Annotated in this window: 13 protein-coding genes; all 13 read left to right on the forward strand. The window is 70.7% G+C overall.

All coding sequences use genetic code 11. The features are described from left to right. Window positions 1–100 precede the first annotated feature (100 nt). The 13 genes from mreC to obgE all read left to right on the forward strand — a co-directional run bounded on the left by mreC (window position 101) and on the right by obgE (window position 19,300). Window positions 101–1,054, forward strand: coding sequence for a rod shape-determining protein MreC (gene mreC, locus JIX56_RS31130; protein ID WP_257545395.1), 954 nt, complete (start codon window positions 101–103; stop codon window positions 1,052–1,054). Between the two features lie 29 nt (window positions 1,055–1,083). After that, a complete protein-coding gene (gene mreD / locus JIX56_RS31135; RefSeq protein ID WP_257545397.1) occupies window positions 1,084–1,755 on the forward strand; it encodes a rod shape-determining protein MreD in 672 nt (223 codons plus the stop codon). Window positions 1,756–1,898: 143 nt separating this feature from the next. Then, the gene (mrdA, locus tag JIX56_RS31140; RefSeq protein WP_257545399.1) at window positions 1,899–4,295 is read left to right on the forward strand and encodes a penicillin-binding protein 2; all 2,397 of its coding nucleotides are present in this window, start codon (window positions 1,899–1,901) and stop codon (window positions 4,293–4,295) included. Continuing rightward, a complete protein-coding gene (rodA, locus tag JIX56_RS31145; RefSeq protein ID WP_257545401.1) occupies window positions 4,292–5,488 on the forward strand; it encodes a rod shape-determining protein RodA in 1,197 nt (398 codons plus the stop codon). Before mrdA ends, rodA begins: the two co-directional genes overlap by 4 nt. A 96-nt stretch (window positions 5,489–5,584) precedes the next feature. Further along, entirely contained in the window at window positions 5,585–7,135 is a 1,551-nt protein-coding gene (locus JIX56_RS31150; RefSeq protein WP_257545403.1) for a CYTH and CHAD domain-containing protein, read from the forward strand. A gap of 175 nt (window positions 7,136–7,310) precedes the next feature. Beyond that, a complete protein-coding gene (locus JIX56_RS31155) occupies window positions 7,311–9,260 on the forward strand; it encodes a TIGR03960 family B12-binding radical SAM protein (RefSeq protein WP_257545405.1) in 1,950 nt (649 codons plus the stop codon). 244 nt (window positions 9,261–9,504) lie between these two features. Then, window positions 9,505–10,026 (forward strand): hypothetical protein, encoded by a 522-nt coding sequence (locus JIX56_RS31160; protein ID WP_257545407.1) that lies wholly within the window; start codon window positions 9,505–9,507, stop codon window positions 10,024–10,026. Between the two features lie 179 nt (window positions 10,027–10,205). Then, window positions 10,206–11,435: a hypothetical protein gene (locus JIX56_RS31165; protein WP_257545409.1), complete on the forward strand. Its 1,230-nt coding sequence runs from the start codon at window positions 10,206–10,208 to the stop codon at window positions 11,433–11,435. A 48-nt stretch (window positions 11,436–11,483) separates the two neighbouring features. Beyond that, window positions 11,484–12,299 (forward strand): TIGR03936 family radical SAM-associated protein, encoded by an 816-nt coding sequence (locus JIX56_RS31170; protein ID WP_257545411.1) that lies wholly within the window; start codon window positions 11,484–11,486, stop codon window positions 12,297–12,299. Between the two features lie 245 nt (window positions 12,300–12,544). Further along, window positions 12,545–16,801: an Rne/Rng family ribonuclease gene (locus JIX56_RS31175; protein ID WP_257545413.1), complete on the forward strand. Its 4,257-nt coding sequence runs from the start codon at window positions 12,545–12,547 to the stop codon at window positions 16,799–16,801. A gap of 304 nt (window positions 16,802–17,105) precedes the next feature. Next, the gene (rplU, locus tag JIX56_RS31180) at window positions 17,106–17,426 is read left to right on the forward strand and encodes a 50S ribosomal protein L21 (RefSeq protein WP_067245664.1); all 321 of its coding nucleotides are present in this window, start codon (window positions 17,106–17,108) and stop codon (window positions 17,424–17,426) included. 14 nt (window positions 17,427–17,440) lie between these two features. Continuing rightward, window positions 17,441–17,695, forward strand: a complete 255-nt coding sequence (gene rpmA, locus JIX56_RS31185) for a 50S ribosomal protein L27 (RefSeq protein ID WP_257545414.1) — start codon at window positions 17,441–17,443, stop codon at window positions 17,693–17,695. 168 nt (window positions 17,696–17,863) lie between these two features. After that, on the forward strand, window positions 17,864–19,300 hold the full coding sequence (gene obgE / locus JIX56_RS31190; RefSeq protein ID WP_257545416.1) for a GTPase ObgE: 1,437 nt from the start codon (window positions 17,864–17,866) through the stop codon (window positions 19,298–19,300). Window positions 19,301–19,425 lie beyond the last annotated feature (125 nt).

Below are 19,425 nucleotides of genomic sequence, written 5' to 3' on the forward strand. Positions count from 1 at the left end.
CCGCAAAGCGCCCCTACGGTTCCCGGCCCGGGATTCCGAGGGGCTACCCGAATTCCCCAATTCCTGTCGAATTCCTATGAGGAAGGCACGGCCGCCGCACGTGAGGGACACACGAGAGAGCCGGCTGCTCCTGGTGCTGCTGATCGCCGTCGCGTTCGCGCTGATCACGGTGGACATCCGCGGCGGGGAGGACTCGCCGGTCGACGGTGCCCGCCGTGCCGCCGCCACCGTCTTCGGCCCGATCGAGGACGGGGTGTCGACCGCCGTCGACCCGATCGGCAACGCCATAAGCGCCGTTCGCGACTCCGGCTCCCGCCACGACCGCCTCGCCGCGCTGGAGAAGGAGAACGCCGAGCTGAAGGCGTCCCTCGGCAGCGACGACCGCAACCAGAGCAGAGTCGACCAGCTCGACAAGATGCTGAAGACCGCCGCGAACGGCCAGTACGGCATCAAGGGCGCCGAGGTCATCGCCATAGGAGCGGCCCAGGGCTTCTCCTGGACCGTCACCATCGACATCGGCACCGACGACGGCATCACCCGCGACATGACCGTCCTCAACGGCGACGGGCTCGTGGGCCGCGTCACCACCGTCGGACCGAGCACCGCGACCGTGCTCCTCGCCAACGACCCCGACTTCACCGTCGGCACCCGCATGGAGGCCACCGACGAACTCGGCTTCGCCTCCGGCCAGGGCGACCGCCCGCTGCGCGTCGAACTCCTCAACGGCAAGGCCAAGGTGAAGGCGGGCGACCGCCTCGTCACCTTCGGCTCGCAGGCCGACAAGCCGTTCGTCCCCGGCGTCCCGGTCGGTGTCGTCTCCCGCGTCGACCCCTCCGGCGGCGACCTCACCCGCACGATCTACGTCAAGCCGTTCGTGGCCTTCACCCAGCTCGACATCGTCGGCGTCGTCGTCCAGCCGCCCCGCAAGGACCCGCGCGACACCGTCCTGCCGGCCAAGCCGAAGGCCACCCCCACGCCGACCGTGACCGTGACGGTCACGCCGGGCGCGGACGAACCCGGCGACGGCACCGACGGCCAGTCCCAAGAGCAGTAGGACGTAGGACAGTAGGAGCTGAACCCTTCATGCGCTTCAACCGGATGCTGCTCTCCACCACCCTGGTGATCGTCGCCCTGGTGATCCAGGTGAGCGTCCTCGCCAGACTCCATCTCCCGGGCGCCGTACCGGACCTGGTGCTCCTCACCGTGCTCGGCCTCGCCCTGGTCTACGGCCATGTCGGCGGCGCCCTCATCGGCTTCGGCGCCGGGCTGCTGTCCGACCTCGCGCCGCCCGCCGACCACGCGGCCGGGCGCTACGCCCTGGTCCTCTGCGTCATCGGCTACCTCGCGGGGCTCGCCAAACCCGAGACCGGCCGGCTCAGGTCGGCGACCGGACCGATGGCCGTGGTCGTCGTCGCCGCGCTCGGCTCGACGCTCCTCTACGCCGGTGTCGGCGCCCTCGTCGGTGACGACGCGGCCCGCCAGGTCGGCCTGCCCAGCCTGCTGTTCACCGCCGCGCTCTACGACCTGCTGCTCGCGCCCTTCGTGGTCCCCGGCATCATGGCGCTCGCCCGGCGCGCCGAGAACGACCCGCTCGCCGAGACCAACAACGCCGCCAAGGCGGCCGACGTCTCCTCCGGCTGGCTCTCCTCCGGCACCGGCCTGCGCATCGGCAACCAGCGCGGGGGGCTCCGCCTCAAGGCCGCGCGATCACGGATGGCACGGGCGGGGCGCATCAAGGGGGTCAAGCGGCTGTGACGGCACGTCGGATGACATCCGGTCCGGGCGCGGGAACCGATCACGGCCGAGCGGTGTACCCCATGTACCGGCACCACGCGCACGACCGGCACAGGCACCAGCCGCACACGCACCACCCGTTCACGCACTGAGAGGGGGAGACAGTGACCAACATCCCGGAGACCGGGCGGACCCCACGGGTCCAGATCAGGCTCATCATCATCCAGATCCTCGTCTTCTCCCTCCTCGGCACCCTCGGCGGCCGCCTCTGGTATCTCCAGATCCGCGAGGGCGACGCGTACGCCAAGGAGGCCTCGGGGAACCACGTCCAGCAGGTCGTGCAGCCCGCCGTGCGCGGCTCGATCCTGGACGCGCGCGGAGTGCCGATCGCCGACAACGAGACCCGGCTGGTCGTCTCCGCCTCCCGCACCGACCTGCTGAAGATGGACGACGACGGCAAGGCCGTCCTCACCAAGCTCGCCGGAGTCCTGGACATGACGCCCAAGGACGTCATGGACAAGGTCCGGCTCTGCGACTCCAAGACGCCCCAGCCCTGCTGGAACGGCTCGCCGTACCAGCCGATCCCCATCACCGACGAGGCCACCGCCAAGCAGGCCCTCCAGATCCGCGAACGCTCCGAGGACTTCCCCGGCATCACCGCCGAGCCCCAGGCCGTCCGCCGCTATGCCAGCCCCGGCGGCTCCAACACCGCGCAGGTGCTCGGCTATCTCTCGCCGGTCACCGACGAGGAGATCACCAAGGCCCAGGACACCGACTCGCCGTATCTGCGCTCCGACCAGGTCGGCCGCTCCGGCCTGGAGCGCCAGTACGACAAGGAGCTGCGCGGCAAGGCCGGCGTCACCCGCTACGAGGTCGACAATCTCGGCCGAGTCATCGGCGAGGCCGAGGCCGACCCCGCCGAGCCCGGCTCCAACCTCGTCACCAGCATCGACGCCCGCGTCCAGCGCATCGCCGAGTACGAGCTCAACGACGCGATGAAGGAAGCCCGCAAGATCGTGGACCGCAACACGGGCACGCACTACAAGGCTGACTCCGGTGCCGTCGTCGTGATGGAGGCCAAGACCGGCCGCGTCGTCGCCATGGCCTCCAACCCGGACTACGACCCGAACGCCTGGGTCGGCGGCATCTCCGCCAAGGACTACGCCAAGCTCACCGGCAAGAAGTCCAACTACCCGCTGCTGAACCGCGCGATCCAGGGCCAGTCGGCCCCCGGCTCCATCTTCAAGGTGGTCCCGACCGCCGCCGCGGTGAACGCGGGCTACTCCTTCAACGGCCCGTACGAGTGCTCCAGTTCGTACTCGATCGGCGGCCAGGTCTTCAAGAACTTCGAGTCCAAGGGCTACGGCGCGATCAGCCTCGGCAAGGCGCTGGAGGTCTCCTGCGACACCGTCTTCTACCGCCTCTCGCACGAGGAGTGGAAGCGCGACGGAGGCATCAAGCCCAAGAAGGGCGCCAACGACTGGTTCTACAAGACCGCCCACCAGTTCGGCCTCGGCGCCGAGACCGGCATCGACCTGCCGAACGAGGTCAGCGGCCGCATCCCGGACCGCCAGTGGAAGCAGGAGTACTGGGAGGCCAACAAGGACGCCTGGTGCAAGTATGGCAAGAAGGGCGGCTCGTACGCCGAGCAGATCGCGTACGAGAACTGCCTCGAAGGCAACCGCATGCGCGCCGGTGACTCCGTCAACTACTCCATCGGCCAGGGCGACACGCTCGTCACGCCCATCCAGATGGCCACCATCTACGGGGCCATCGCCAACGGCGGCACCCTCTACGACCCCACCGTCGGCAAGGCCATCATCAGCGCCGACGGCAAGAACGTGCAGGAGATCGCGCCCAAGTCGCACGGCAAGCTGCCGATAGACAAGACCACGCTGGCCAAGATGGACGACGCCCTTGAGGGAGTCGCGACCCGTGGTACGGCCGCCTGGCGCTTCCAGGGCTGGCCGCAGGACGAGATCCCGATGCACGCCAAGACGGGTACGGCCGAGGTCTACGGCAAGCAGACGACCTCCTGGTTCGCCACGTACACCAAGGACTACACGATCGTCATGACGATCTCCCAGGGTGGTACGGGCTCCGGCGCCTCTGCGCCCGCGGTGCGCAAGCTCTACAACGCGCTGTACGGCGTCTCCGAGGACGGCGAGATCGACAAGAAGAAGGCGCTGCTGTCCACGCCGCAGAAGGGCCTGCCGAAGATCGAGTCCGACGGCTCGATCGACGCGCCGAAGCTGGAGTCCTACCCGCCGAAGAAGACCGAGGAGGAGGCACAGACGGTGGCCGCGGGACCAGAGGCCCAGCCGGTGTCTTTCGAACGGGGGACGGGGGACCCGCTGGCGGCGATCGTCAGCACCCGTGGGGGTAACGGCAACCGGGCGGCGCGAAGGCGTACCGGCTGCGCCCGCGCCCCAAAGGGGCGCGGGGCTGTATCGACAGGCGGCTCCGCCGCGTGGCGCGACCAGCCACGACGGCGCCGCAGGCGATCGACGGCGTATCGCGGCGCTTTCAGCGGAGCGCCTACGCGGAGGACGTCCCCATGACCGGCAACAGCTTCTCCGTCTCCGGGTACGGGCCCGAACGCTCCGGCTGGACCCGTCTGTTCGCCCGTGACTCGCTCGCCCGGCGGCTCGACTGGCCGATACTGTTCTCGGCCATCGCGCTCTCCCTGATCGGTGCGGCCCTCGTCTTCTCGGCGACCCGCAACCGCACCGAGCTCAACCAGGGCGACCCGTACTACTTCCTCTTCCGGCACCTGCTCAACACCGGCATCGGCTTCGCCCTGATGATCGGCACGGTCTGGCTCGGCCATCGCACCCTGCGCACGGCGGTCCCGATCCTGTACGGCATCTCGGTGCTGCTGATCCTGCTGGTGCTCACCCCGATGGGCGCGACCATCAACGGCGCGCACGCGTGGATCGTCGTCGGCGGCGGATTCTCGCTGCAGCCCTCCGAGTTCGTGAAGGTCACGATCATCCTGGGTATGGCGATGCTGCTGGCGGCCCGGGTGGACGCGGGAGACAAGCTCCACCCCGACCATCGCACGGTCGTCCAGGCCCTCGGTCTGGCCACTGTCCCGATACTGATCGTGCTGCTCATGCCCGACCTCGGGTCGGTCATGGTCATGGTGGTCATCGTGCTGGGCGTCCTGCTCACCTCCGGCGCGTCCAACCGGTGGATCTTCGGCCTCATCGGCACCGGGGCGATGGGCGCGATCGCCGTCTGGCAGCTCGGGGTGCTCGACGAGTACCAGATCAACCGCTTCGCGGCCTTCGCCAACCCCGAGCTCGACCCGGCCGGCGTCGGCTACAACACCAACCAGGCCCGGATCGCCATCGGCTCCGGCGGGCTGCTCGGCACCGGACTGTTCAAGGGCTCACAGACCACCGGGCAGTTCGTGCCCGAGCAGCAGACCGACTTCGTCTTCACGGTGGCGGGTGAGGAGTTGGGGTTCGTGGGCGCCGGGCTGATCATCCTGCTGCTCGGTGTCGTCCTGTGGCGGGCCTGCCGGATCGCCCGCGAGACCACCGAGCTGTACGGCACGATCGTCGCCGGCGGCATCATCGCCTGGCTCGCCTTCCAGTCCTTCGAGAACATCGGCATGACCCTCGGGATCATGCCGGTGGCGGGGCTGCCGCTGCCGTTCGTGTCGTACGGCGGGTCGTCGATGTTCGCGGTGTGGGTGGCGGTGGGGTTGTTGCAGTCCATCCGTGTGGAACGACCCATGTCCGCGTAGGGGGACGTGCCGGGTGTCCTCCGGGGAAACGGTAGTTGTCGGTCGTTCAACAAGTGGGGGCTGCCCAGGAGGCTGAAGTAGGACTAGATTCCTTTTATGGCGGACACCAAGCGTGAGATCGAGCGGAAGTACGAGTCCGACGAGAGCGGCCTGCCGGACCTCACCGGTGTGGCCGGCGTCGCGACCGTCATCGACAAGGGCGTGGCGGAGCTGGACGCCGTCTACTACGACACCCCCGACGAACGTCTCGCCGCCGCCTCCATCACCCTGCGCCGTCGCACGGGAGGCAGTGACGCCGGCTGGCATCTGAAGCTCCCCGTCTCCACCGGCGTACGGGACGAGATCCGCGCCCCGCTCTCCGACACGCTGCCCGGCGAGCTCGCGGGGCTCGTGCGTTCCCGGGTCCGGGAGGCCGAGCTGGTCCCGCTGGTCCGCCTCCTCTCCACCCGTGACGTCAGCGATCTGCTCGACGCGGACGGCATCCTCCTCGCCGAGGTCAGTGTGGACGCCGTGGTCGCCCAACGGCTCACCGAGGACGGCCGGACGGCCCAGTGGTCCGAGATCGAGGTGGAACTCGCCGACGACGGCGACCCGGCCTTCCTCGACAAGGTCGACAAGAAGCTGCGCAAGGCGGGCGTACGGCCGTCCGGCTCACCGTCGAAGCTGGCCAGGGCCCTTCAGGAGACGGCACCCAAGAAGGGCAAGAAGAAGGACCAGAAGCGGGACAAGAAGCGGGACAAGAAGCGGGAGACGGCCGAGGCACCGAGTGAGCCCGTCACTCCCGGTGATCATGTCCTCGCCTACGTCCGCGTCCAGCGTGACGCGATCATCGAGCTCGATCCCGCCGTCCGCCGGGATGTCTTCGACTCCGTGCACAGCATGCGGGTCGCCACGCGCCGGCTGCGCAGCACCTTCAAGTCGTTCGGGAAGGTCCTGGACCGGGCCGTCACGGACCCGATCGGCGAGGAGCTGAAGTGGCTGGCGGGGGAGCTGGGCGTCGACCGTGACCAGGAGGTCCTGACGGAACGGCTCACCGGGGCGCTGGACGATCTCCCCGAGAGCCTGGTGACGGGCCCGGTCCGTACACGGTTGCGGACCTGGGCGGGGAAGGACGGCGGTACCGGCCCGGGGCCCGAGCTGATCGAAGCGCTGGACGGGCAGCGCTATCTGGAGCTGCTGGAGTCCCTCGACGCCGTGGTCAAGGACCCGCCGCTGCTCAAGGCCGCCGAGGGCGATCCCGAGAAGGTGATCACCGAGGCGGTCAAGAAGGACTTCGGCAAGGTGGCGGCCCTGGTCGAGGAGGCCCTGGCGCAGCCGTCCGGCGCCGACCGGGATCTCGCGATGCATGAGGCCCGCAAGAAGGCCAAGCGCACCCGGTACGCGGCCGAGGCGGCAAGCCCCCTCCTCGGCAAGCCGACCAAGGCCGTCGTCAAGGACATGAAGTCCCTGCAGACCCTCCTCGGCGACCACCAGGACAGCGTGATGGCCCGCGAGGCCCTGCGCGGCATCGCCCTCCAAGCCCATCAGGCGGGGGAGAGCGCCTTCACGTACGGGCTGCTGTACGGCAGGGAGGAGCGGCGGGCGGAGCTGGCGGAGGGGGCGCTGCCGGGGACCTGGGCGAAGATCAGCGCGGACGTGCCCTTCTGACAGCCGTTCTGGCGGTGGGCGGACGCCGATGGCCGGGCGCACGACGGTCTGCCGGTCGGCCTGCTGGTGACGGGGCGTGCGAGGGGTGCCTCCCGGGGCGTTACGCTAGATGGTCACCCTCCCCCAGCCTCCGGCCGGGGGTGCCCCCAGTCAGCTCACGAAGGTAATCCCCGCGATGTCTGTCGAGTCGGTCTTCCCACAGCTTGAGGCCCTGCTCCCGCATGTGCAGAAGCCGATCCAGTACGTGGGCGGTGAGCTCAACTCCACCGTCAAGCCCTGGGAGTCCTGCGACGTCCGCTGGGCGCTCATGTACCCGGACGCGTACGAGGTCGGTCTGCCCAACCAGGGCGTCATGATTCTCTATGAGGTACTGAACGAGCGCGAGGGCGTCCTCGCCGAGCGCACCTACAGCGTCTGGCCCGACCTCGAACAGCTGATGCGCGACAACGGCGTGCCGCAGTTCACGGTGGACAGCCACCGCCCGGTCCGCGCTTTCGACGTGTTCGGTCTGTCCTTCTCCACGGAGCTGGGCTACACGAACATGCTGACCGCTCTGGACCTCGCCGGGATCCCCCTGGAGTCCAAGGACCGCACGGTCGACGACCCGATCGTGCTGGCCGGCGGTCACGCGGCCTTCAACCCCGAGCCGATCGCCGACTTCATCGACGCGGCGATCATCGGCGACGGCGAGCAGGCCGTGCTCGACATGACCGGGATCATCCGCGCCTGGAAGGCCGAGGGCCGTCCCGGCGGCCGCGAGGAGGTCCTGTTCCGCCTCGCGAGGACGGGTTCGGTGTACATCCCGGCGTTCTACGACGTCGAGTACCTCCCAGACGGCCGTATCGGCCGCGTCGTACCGAACCGGTCGGGCGTCCCGTGGCGTGTGTCCAAGCACACCGTCATGGACCTGGACGAGTGGCCGTACCCCAAGCAGCCGCTGGTCCCGCTCGCCGAGACGGTCCACGAGCGGATGTCGGTGGAGATCTTCCGCGGCTGCACCCGCGGCTGCCGCTTCTGCCAGGCGGGCATGATCACCCGTCCGGTCCGTGAGCGTTCCATCACGGGCATCGGCGAGATGGTCGAGAAGGGCCTCAAGGCGACCGGCTTCGAGGAGGTGGGCCTGCTGTCCCTCTCCTCCGCCGACCACAGCGAGATCGGCGACATCGCCAAGGGCCTGGCGGACCGGTACGAGGAGGACAAGATCGGTCTGTCCCTCCCCTCGACCCGCGTGGATGCCTTCAACGTCGACCTCGCCAACGAGCTGACCCGCAACGGTCGGCGCTCGGGCCTGACCTTCGCACCCGAGGGCGGCTCCGAGCGCATGCGCAAGGTCATCAACAAGATGGTCTCGGAGGAGGACCTGATCCGGACCGTCTCCACCGCCTACGGCAACGGCTGGCGTCAGGTGAAGCTGTACTTCATGTGCGGCCTACCGACGGAGACCGACGACGACGTCCTCCAGATCGCCGACATGGCGACCCGCGTGATCCAGAAGGGCCGCGAGGTCTCCGGCTCGAACGACATCCGCTGCACGGTCTCGATCGGCGGCTTCGTCCCCAAGCCCCACACCCCGTTCCAGTGGGCCCCGCAGCTGTCGGCGGAGGAGACGGACGCCCGCCTCGAAAAGCTCCGCGACAAGATCCGCGGCGACAAGAAGTACGGCCGCTCCATCGGCTTCCGCTACCACGACGGCAAGCCGGGCATCGTGGAAGGCCTCCTGTCTCGCGGTGACCGCCGTATCGGCGCCGTGATCCGCGCCGTCTACGAGGACGGCGGCCGCTTCGACGGCTGGCGCGAGTACTTCTCCTACGACCGCTGGATGGCCTGCGCCGACAAGACCCTCCCCGACTTCGGCGTCGACGTCGACTGGTACACCACCCGTGAGCGCACCTACGAGGAGGTCCTCCCCTGGGACCACCTCGACTCGGGCTTGGACAAGGACTGGCTCTGGGAGGACTGGCAGGACGCCCTCGACGAGACCGAGGTCGAGGACTGCCGCTGGACCCCGTGCTTCGACTGTGGCGTGTGCCCCCAGATGGACACACACATCCAGATCGGCCCGACCGGCAGGAAGCTGCTGCCGCTGGCGGTCAAGCAGCCGGCGGGGAGCGGGCACAGCCACTGAGAACGGGCGACGCCATGGGGTGTCCGAGGGAACGACAGGTTCCCTCGGACACCCCATGTGGCGTATTACCGCTCTGTGCGTGTCACCGCTCCAGCTGCCTCACACGGTGAGAGCCGGATACGGCGGTGCGTCCGTCAGGTGCCGCCCGTTGGTGACGCCCTCGGTCGGCTGCAGTGTCACCCGGGTCCAGGGGTTGGGATTCCCTGCGGCGTCGTTGCAGTCCAGAGTGGCCGGGTTGGTGCTGGTGACCGCGACACAGGTGGTTTCCCAGACCTCGCCGATCGTGGTGATGCCGTCGAACTTGATGGGCTCCCCGGCGTTGGCGCTGTGCCCGTTGACGGCGGCCCCGCAGACTTGGGAGTCGCGTCCCGTAAGACTCGAAGCCTGCTACGAGTTGGCCTCCCGTCTGCGTCTCCGACGCCGCTACCACACCGCGCACGCCCTCCTCGTCGACGTCGTCGACAGGCCCGCACCGGACGACCTGCTCTTCACCAGGCCCTGGGTCTATCGGTGGGGTCTGCTGTTCGAGTTCTCCATCACCGCCCACTGGGTCGGCGACCATGCCGCCGCCCTCCGGGCGTGCGACACACTGCTGGCGATGCGGGACCTGCCCGAGCGCATCCGCCGCCAGGTCGAGATCAACCGGGAGTTCTCCGCACCGCATGCCGGATCCCTCCGGGATCTGTCCTCCGTGGTGCGCCGCCCCAAGGCCGCTCGGGCCGGCAAGTCCGCCAAGTCCGCGAGGAGTTCCGGGCGCAAGCGGTAGGAGGCCGTCAGCCGGGTCGACGGACCGCAGACCTCGATCACCCGCCCCCAGCTGCGACTTGCCGTGGCACCGTGCATAAAGTGACGAGGGTCGGCGACAGAGGGCACGAGGGCGAACGGGGCGGGAATTTGCAGACGTGTGGCTGGATCCGGACAGGCTGCTGAGGCGTCTACGTCGTCATGGACCTGGAAAAGCGGCCCGCCCAGCAGCCCGTTGAGCCGTCGACGCGGCGGACGCCCGAGCAGCAGACGCCCGAGCAGCAGACGCCCGAGGGGTGTCTCACTGTCGCGATCCGGATTCCTGTGCGGATCGTCGTACTCGTGCTGGTCGTGCCGGTGCGGATGGTGTGGGACGCGCTCGTCGTGGGCGGACGGTTCCTGACGGATGCCGTGTTCCGGCCGGTGGGGCGGGCGTTGCTGTGGGTCGGCAGGGCCGTCTTCGTCTGGCCGTGGGTGGCGCTGTGGCGGTACGTCGTCGTGCCGGTCGCCACAGGGCTCGGGTGGCTCGGGTACTGGCTGGTGGTCGCGCCGGTCGTGTGGGTGTACCGGTATGTGCTGACGCCCGTGGGCCACGCGATCGCCTGGGCGGCTGCCGGGATCTGGGCCGGGATCGTCTGGGTCGCCGCCGGGGTCTGGGCGGGCGTCGTCTGGGTCGCGACCGGCGTCGGGGCCGCGCTCGTGTGGCTGTACCGGTGGACGCTGGCGCCGCTCGGGCGTGGCATCGCCTGGCTGGCCAGGGGGATCGGGACCGGGATCGCCGCCGTCGCGGTCGCGCTGTTCACGGCCGTGGCCTGGCTGGTGCGGTACCTCCTCGTCGTACCCGCCGTGTGGGTGTACCGGTATGTGCTGACGCCCGTGGGCCATGCGATCGCCTGGGTGGCCCGGGGTGCCGTACGGCTCGTACGGATGATCTTCACCGGGCTCTGGCTCGGGATCTACTGGACGCTGCGCGTCCTGCTCGTCCTGCCCGCGCTGGCCGTGTGGCGCTGGGTCCTCACACCGGTCGGGCGGGCCCTCGCCGTCGTCGGCCGGGAGCTCTGGGACGCCCTCGGGCACGCGTGGCGGGTGGCCGGGCGGATCTCGCTCGCCGTCGGTCGGTTCCTGGCGAACCTCTTCCGGTGGATCTTCGTGGAGCCCACGCGCTGGGTGTACCGGACCGTCCTCACGCCCGCCGGCCACCTGGTACGGGATGTCGTGTGGAAGCCGGTCACGGCGGTCGCGCGCACTGTGGGCCGTACCACCCGGCAGGCCCTGGCCACCGCCCGCGCATCCGTCCGCCAGGCCCGCGCCAGTGTGCGGTGGGCGCTCTTCGGGCAGCCGCAGGAGCCGGAGCCGGTCGCCCGGCGGGAACCGACGGCGGCCGAGACACGTACTCTTGGTAGCAGTACGACCGCACTCACGAAGGACTGAACGACACTGGGCAAGCGACAGCCCGAAGGCCCGCCGCCCGCACCCGCGGTGCAGCGCATCCGACTGCGCTACACCAAGCGCGGCCGCCTCCGGTTCACCAGCCACCGTGATTTCCAGCGCGCCTTCGAGCGTGCGTTGCGCCGTGCCGAGGTGCCGATGGCGTACTCGGCGGGGTTCACGCCGCATCCGAAGGTGTCGTACGCCAATGCCGCACCCACCGGCACGGGCAGTGAGGCGGAGTACCTGGAGATCGCGCTCACCGACGCGCGCGACCCGGAGAAGCTCAGGATTCTGCTCGACGAGTCGCTGCCCACCGGGCTCGACATCATCGACGCGGTCGAGGCCCGGACCTCCGGGCTCGCCGACCGGCTCACGGCCTCCGTGTGGGAGCTGCGCCTGGACGGCGTGGAACCCGTGGACGCCGGGCGTGCGGTCGAGGCCTTCAAGGCGGCTGACCTCGTCGAGGTCCAGCGCAGGACCAAGAACGGCATACGGACCTTCGACGCCCGTGCCGCCGTCGTCGACCTCGACAGCCTCGACAGCCTCGACAGCCTCGACGATCCTGAGACGCACAGTCCACAGGCTGATAGGCCGACGGACCAGCCCTGTGCGATACTGCGGCTGGTTGTTCGGCACGTGACGCCTGCCGTACGACCCGACGACGTCCTGTCCGGTCTCCGCGCCGTGGCCGACCTGGCGCCGCCGGTCCCCGCAGCGGTGACCAGGCTGGCGCAGGGGCTTTTCGATGAAGAGACCGGCACGGTGACCGACCCGCTCGCGCCCGACCGCGAGGCAGCGCCGGCCCTCTCAACGGCCGAACCCGCTGCCGCCGCGAAGGCGTCGGCGCCGGTAGGCCCCGCGTAGGGACGGACGTCGTAGCGCCGCCCTCGTATCCGGGAGCCACCTGGGTCGGGCAGCGCACCGACCACAAGACTTTCGCCAGGCCGTACGCAACATGGCGTACGGAACCGGCGAGACAGGACACAGAAAGCTCCCGTGCGGCGCCCGCGCCCCGGACGGCGGCAGTCGCGCACGACGCGAGCCGCGGACGTCACCGGCCATGCCGGACCGGGTGCGGCGCCCGGGAGCCTGACGGGAGAAACGCCCGCATGCCCGAACAGATCGAACCCGCAGAGCCCGCGCAGGGCTCCGAAAACAACACGCCGAGCGACACCCTGCCGCCGCGCCGTCGCCGCCGTGCCGCGTCCCGCCCGGCGGGACCGCCGTCCGCCGCGTCCGAAGCGGCCGCGGAAACCACCGCGCCGGCCATACCGGCCGCCGAGTCCGAGGACCTCGCGGCCGCCGATGAGACCGCCGAGGTGGCTGAGGTGACTGTGCCGGACGAGACCGCTGTGACCGCTGAGGTCGTCCCGGACGCCGAGGTGGACGAGGAAGCCGACGAGGCCGAGACCGCCGCTGCCGCCGCCGAGGCGCCCGCCGCCGTCGAGGAGGCCGCGCCCGCCGGTCGTACGCGCCGTCGTGCGACCCGCCGGGCCTCCGCGCCCGCCGGTGCGCCCAAGGACGCCGAGGTCGTCGAGGTCGTCGAGACCGTGGCGCCGGTCGCCTCCGTGGAGAGCGCCGCCGTCACCGAGACGGCCGCTGCCGCCGCCGAGGCGCCCGCCGCCGTCGAGGAGGCCGCGCCCGCCGGTCGTACACGCCGTCGTGCGACCCGCCGGGCGTCCGCCCCCACCGGCGCGCCCAAGGACGCCGAGGAGAGTGCCGCCGCCGCGCCCGAGACCGCCGCCGCGCCCGAGACCGCCGCCGCGCCCGAGACCGCCGCCGCGGCCGAGGCACCCGCCGCTGCCGCCGCCGAGGCGCCTGCCGCCGTCGAGGAGGCCGCGCCCGCCGGGCGTACGCGCCGTCGCGCCACGCGCCGGGTGTCCGCACCCGTCGCTGAGCCGGCCGCCGCCGAGATCGTGGAGGCTCCGGCGGAGGCCGTGGAAGCTGCCCCCGCCGCAGTTCAGGAGCCCGTGGAGGAGGCGGCCGAGGAGGCCGCGCCGCGTCGTACGCGTCGTCGGGCCACGCGTCGGGTGACCGCGCCCGCCGGGGTGCCCGAGGGGGAGGCCGCCGACGTGGCCGAGTCCGTCGCCACCGAGACCACCGCGCCCCAGACCGTGCAGGCGGCCGTCGCCGAGGCGCCCGCAGCCGAGACGGCGCCGGCCCAGGTCGCCCAGGAGCCCGCCGCCCCGGCCGCCGAGGCCGAGGACGCAGCGCCCCGGCGTTCGCGTCGTCGGGCCGCGCGCAAGGCCGCCGTCGGGTTCTCGGAGCCCGCCGCGCCGGCCGCGGACGAGACACCGGCGCGGCCGGCGCGGCCCGCTGTGGCCGTGTTCCAGGCGCCGGTCTTCACCGAGCCGATGTTCCAGACGCCGGAGCGGGCCGCCGCGCAGGCCGCCGCCGAGGCGGAGGCCGAGACCGTGGAGGTCGAGGAGACCCCCGAGACCACCGCCGACTTCGGCGGGTTCGCCGAGGAGGAGAGCACCGGCGGGTCGCGCCGCCGCCGTCGGCGCCGGGGGGAGCCCGCCGAAGCGGAGCAGCCCGTGGCCGCCGCCGTGGTGGCCGACGAGCCCGAGGAGAACGAGGAGCCCGAAGAGGGCGCCGAGGACACCTCCGAGGGTGACGAGTTCGGCGATGAGGAGTCCACCGGGTCGCGGCGTCGCCGTCGTCGGGGTGGCCGCCGCCGTCGCCGGGGCGAGTCCGCCGAGGACGCCTCCGAGGGCGACGAGATCGCCGCCGAGCAGGCCGCGCAGGACGCCGAGGACACCGCCGAGCAGGCGGACGAGGACGCCGAGGACGAGGCCGACGAGCGCGAGGAGTCCGGTGCCGGCTCCAGCAGCAGCCGTCGGCGCCGTCGCCGTCGTCGTCGTGCCGGTGACTCCGGCACCGAGGCCGAAGCGACGCCCGACGACCCCGAGCGCACGGTCGTCAAGGTCCGTGAGCCGCGTGAGCGGCGCGCCGCCAAGGAGACCGAGTTCTCCGACGAGGTGCAGTCCATCAAGGGCTCGACCCGTCTGGAGGCCAAGAAGCAGCGCCGTCGCGAAGGCCGTGAGCAGGGGCGTCGTCGCGTCCCGATCATCACCGAGGCCGAGTTCCTCGCCCGCCGCGAGGCCGTCGAGCGCGTCATGGTCGTCCGCCAGAGCGGCGAGCGCACCCAGATCGGCGTCCTCGAGGACAACGTGCTCGTCGAGCACTACGTCAACAAGGAGCAGGCGACCTCGTACGTCGGCAACGTCTACCTCGGCAAGGTGCAGAACGTGCTGCCGTCGATGGAGGCAGCCTTCATCGACATCGGCAAGGGGCGCAACGCCGTCCTGTACGCCGGTGAGGTCAACTTCGAGGCGCTGGGCATGGCCAACGGGCCGCGGCGTATCGAGTCGGCCCTCAAGTCCGGCCAGTCCGTGCTCGTCCAGGTCACCAAGGACCCGATCGGGCACAAGGGCGCGCGCCTGACCAGCCAGGTCTCCCTGCCCGGCCGCTACCTGGTCTACGTCCCCGAGGGGTCGATGACCGGTATCAGCCGCAAGCTGCCCGACACCGAGCGGGCCCGGCTGAAGACCATCCTCAAGAAGATCGTCCCCGAGGACGCGGGCGTCATCGTGCGCACCGCCGCCGAGGGCGCGAGCGAGGACGAGCTGCGCCGTGACGTCGAGCGACTGCAGGCGCAGTGGGAGGACATCCAGAAGAAGGCCAAGAGCGGCGGCAGCTCCAACGCACCGTCGTTGCTGTACGGCGAGCCGGACATGACCGTCCGGGTCGTCCGCGACATCTTCAACGAGGACTTCTCCAAGGTCATCGTCAGCGGCGAGGAAGCGTGGGAGACCATCCACGGATACGTCTCGCACGTCGCGCCCGACCTGGCCGACCGCCTGCAGAAGTGGACCTCCGAGGTCGACGTCTTCGCGACGTACCGCATCGACGAGCAGCTGATGAAGGCGCTGGACCGCAAGGTGTGGCTGCCCAGCGGTGGTTCGCTGGTGATCGACAAGACCGAGGCCATGATCGTGGTCGACGTCAACACCGGTAAGTTCACCGGCCAGGGCGGCAACCTGGAGGAGACGGTCACCAGGAACAACCTGGAGGCGGCCGAGGAGATCGTGCGCCAGCTGCGGCTGCGCGACCTCGGTGGCATCGTCGTCATCGACTTCATCGACATGGTCCTGGAGTCCAACCGGGACCTGGTGCTGCGGCGCCTGCTCGAGTGCCTGGGACGCGACCGTACGAAGCACCAGGTTGCCGAGGTCACCTCGCTGGGCCTGGTCCAGATGACCCGGAAGCGGGTCGGGCAGGGCCTCCTGGAGTCGTTCTCCGAGACCTGTGTCCACTGCAACGGGCGTGGCGTGATCGTGCACATGGATCAGCCGACGGCCGCCGGCGGTGGCGGCAAGCGCCGTAAGCGCGGGCGTGGCGGTGCGGAGCTGGACCACGAGCACGTGGCGGCCGAGGTCATCGAGCCGGTGGAGACGCCGGAGCTGGTCGAGGCCGAGGTGGCCGCCGAGGTCGCCGAGCCGGTGGCGCTGCCCGTGGCGGAGTTCGAGCCGGACGAGGAGCTGTACAGCAGCGTCGCCGAGGCCGAGGCGGCGGTCGGGCGCGGCCGTTCGCGTCGCCGTGCGACCCGGCGGGCGTCCGCGCCCTCGGGTGCGCCGAAGTCCCGCGAGGCCGTGGCCACCACCGTCTCCGAGGACCGTGCCCCGAAGTCACGGGAGGCCGCCGAGGCGGAGCCCGTCGCGGTGGAGGACCCGGTCGTCGAGACGCCGGTCGCCGTGCCGAGCACGGAGGAGGCCGCGCCCAAGGGCCGTACGCGTCGTCGGGCGACCCGGAAGGTGTCCGCTCCGGCGGGCGCGCCGGCCGGGGCGGCGGCCGAGGAGGCCGTGGTGACGGTGGCCGAGCCGGTCGCGGAGCCCGCGACCGAGCCCGTGGTCGAGAAGGCCGCCGAGCCGGTCGCCGAGCCTGTGAGCGAGCAGGCCGCGCAGCCCGAGGCGGCCGCCGCTGCCGAGAGCGCTGCTCCGGCGCGTCCGCGTCGGCGTGCCGTGCGCAAGGCGACGGCGCCCACCGCGCCCGCGGAGGACGCTGTGGTCGTGGTGCCGTCGGCTGCTGCCGAGGGCACGGCCGAGGCGCCGGTCGAGGAGGCCGCTCCGGCCGCCGAGGAGACCGAGTCCGAGGCGCCCGCCAAGAAGACGGCGGCGCGGAAGACGGCCAAGAAGGCGACGGCGAAGAAGGCCGCCACGAAGAAGACGGCGGCGGCCAAGAAGACGGTCGCGAAGAAGGCCACGGCCAAGAAGGCGACGACGAAGAAGGCGGCCACGAAGAAGACCACGGTCGCCGCCGAGCAGACGTCGGCCACGGTCACGGCTTCGACCGACGAGAGCTGAGCCCAGCGGGGCGGGCCCACGGTCCGCTCCCACTGATGCCCCTGCCGGGTGGTCACACCGCCGGGCGGGGGCATCCGGTAGGCCTCATCTTCAAGGGGCGGCCGGGTGGTGCGCGAGGGGCTCGGTTTGACCCCTTCGGGCGTAGCCCCGTAACCTTGACTGTCGGCGTGTCCGTAGGTAGAGACGCGTCACATCCCCGTAAACCTCATCCTTCCGGGCGCCGGGCGCTGTGGGAGAGGCCGTTCGCATGTCGGGCGGCTGGACTGCGGGGGTGCCGTTTCCCGAGCGAGAGAGTGAGACCCGCTTGTACGCCATCGTGCGCAGCGGTGGCCGCCAGCACAAGGTTGCTGTCGGCGACATCGTTGAGGTTGACAAGATTTCCACTGCCCAGGTTGGCGACACGGTCGAGCTCTCGACCCTGCTCGTTGTCGACGGCGACGCTGTGACCAGCGACCCCTGGGTGCTGGCCGGCATCAAGGTCCAGGCCGAGGTCGTGGACCACCACAAGGGCGTCAAGATCGACATCCTTCGCTACAAGAACAAGACCGGCTACCGCCGTCGTCAGGGCCACCGCCAGCAGTACACGGCGATCAAGGTCACTGAGATCCCCGCGGCTGCGAAGTAAGGGACTGAGGAGAGATGGCACACAAGAAGGGCGCATCGTCCACCCGGAACGGTCGCGACTCCAACGCTCAGCGGCTCGGCGTGAAGCGCTTCGGCGGTCAGGTCGTCAACGCCGGTGAGATCCTGGTCCGCCAGCGCGGCACGCACTTCCACCCGGGCTCGGGTGTCGGCCGCGGCAAGGACGACACGCTGTTCGCGCTGAACGCCGGTGCGGTCGAGTTCGGCACCGCCCGTGGGCGCAAGGTCGTGAACATCGTTCCGGTCGCCTGAGTCTGCTGACTCGCCCGGTCTTTCGGCCAAGGCTTCCGTAGAGCGATTCGTCGAGGCGGACCTCACTTCTCGTACGGGATTCCGTACGGGAAGTGGGTCCGCCTTTGACGTGTTACAGGTAAGACATTTCCGAACACCACGCATAGCGCGTATCTGGAGGCACCCACCATGACCACCTTCGTGGACCGCGTCGAGCTGCATGTCGCCGCGGGTAACGGAGGCCACGGCTGTGCCTCCGTCCACCGTGAGAAGTTCAAGCCGCTCGGCGGCCCCGACGGCGGCAACGGCGGCCGGGGTGGCGACGTCATCCTCACCGTCGACCAGTCGGTGACGACCCTCCTCGACTACCACCACTCCCCGCACCGCAAGGCCACCAACGGCAAGCCCGGCGAGGGCGGCAACCGCTCCGGCAAGGACGGGCAGGACCTCGTCCTTCCCGTGCCGGACGGCACGGTCGTGCTGGACAAGCACGGGAACGTCCTCGCCGACCTCGTCGGTCACGGCACGTCCTTCGTCGCCGCGCAGGGCGGCCGGGGCGGTCTCGGCAACGCGGCCCTCGCCTCCGCCCGCCGCAAGGCGCCCGGCTTCGCGCTGCTCGGCGTGCCGGGGGACATGGGTGACATCGTCCTGGAGCTGAAGACGGTCGCCGATGTGGCGCTCGTCGGTTACCCGAGCGCAGGCAAGTCCTCGCTGATCTCGGTCCTGTCGGCCGCCAAGCCGAAGATCGCGGACTATCCGTTCACGACACTCGTCCCGAACCTGGGCGTGGTCACGGCGGGTGACACGGTCTACACGATCGCCGACGTCCCCGGGCTCATCCCCGGCGCCAGCCAGGGCAAGGGCCTGGGCCTCGAATTCCTCCGCCATGTCGAGCGCTGCAGCGTCCTCGTCCACGTCCTCGACACGGCGACGCTGGAATCGGACCGCGATCCCGTCTCCGACCTCGACATCATCGAGGAGGAGCTGAAGCAGTACGGCGGGCTCGGCAACCGGCCCCGGATCGTCGTCCTCAACAAGATCGACGTGCCCGACGGCAAGGACCTCGCCGAGATGGTGCGCCCGGACCTTCAGGCCCGTGGCTACCAGGTCTTCGAGGTGTCCGCCGTCGCCCACATCGGGCTGAGGGAGCTGTCCTTCGCCCTCGCCGACCTCGTCGGCAGCGCGCGGGCCGCCAAGCCGAAGGAGGAGGCGACCCGGATCGTCATCCGGCCGAAGGCCGTCGACGACGCGGGCTTCACGGTCGTCCAGGAGGAGGACGGTCTCTTCCGCGTCCGTGGCGAGAAGCCCGAGCGCTGGGTCCGTCAGACCGACTTCAGCAACGACGAGGCGGTGGGTTACCTCGCCGACCGCCTCAACCGCCTGGGCGTCGAGGAAGAGCTGATGAAGGCGGGGGCCCGTTCCGGTGACGGTGTCGCCATCGGGCCCGAGGAGAACGCGGTCGTCTTCGACTGGGAGCCGACCGTCATGGCCGGGGCGGAGATGCTCGGCCGCCGTGGCGAGGACCACCGCTTCGAGGCGCCCCGTCCGGCCGTCACGCGTCGCCGCGACCGGCAGGCGGAGCGGGACGAGATCGAGAAGGCGTACGACGACTTCGAGCCGTTCTAAAGCGCCGGGTTCTGGGTGCCCGGGGGTTCCTGGGCACCCGGCGGTTGGTGCAGGTCGGGTGCTGGTCGGGTGCAGGTCACGCTGCCCGGCGCCTGTGTACGGCGGGTCGGGCCCCGTAAGGGGCG

The sequence above is a fragment of the Streptomyces sp. CA-210063 genome (assembly GCF_024612015.1).
Classification (GTDB): Bacteria; Actinomycetota; Actinomycetes; order Streptomycetales; family Streptomycetaceae; genus Streptomyces.

Bases quoted from the DNA above. Each gene is read 5' to 3' on its own strand.
- rpmA (WP_257545414.1), top strand. From the start codon at position 17,441: ATGGCACACAAGAAGGGCGCATCGTCCACCCGGAACGGTCGCGACTCC.
- JIX56_RS31165 (WP_257545409.1), top strand. From the start codon at position 10,206: ATGGACCTGGAAAAGCGGCCCGCCCAGCAGCCCGTTGAGCCGTCGACG.
- JIX56_RS31155 (WP_257545405.1), top strand. From the start codon at position 7,311: ATGTCTGTCGAGTCGGTCTTCCCACAGCTTGAGGCCCTGCTCCCGCAT.
- rodA (WP_257545401.1), top strand. From the start codon at position 4,292: ATGACCGGCAACAGCTTCTCCGTCTCCGGGTACGGGCCCGAACGCTCC.
- obgE (WP_257545416.1), top strand. From the start codon at position 17,864: ATGACCACCTTCGTGGACCGCGTCGAGCTGCATGTCGCCGCGGGTAAC.
- JIX56_RS31175 (WP_257545413.1), top strand. From the start codon at position 12,545: ATGCCCGAACAGATCGAACCCGCAGAGCCCGCGCAGGGCTCCGAAAAC.
- mreD (WP_257545397.1), top strand. From the start codon at position 1,084: ATGCGCTTCAACCGGATGCTGCTCTCCACCACCCTGGTGATCGTCGCC.
- JIX56_RS31150 (WP_257545403.1), top strand. From the start codon at position 5,585: ATGGCGGACACCAAGCGTGAGATCGAGCGGAAGTACGAGTCCGACGAG.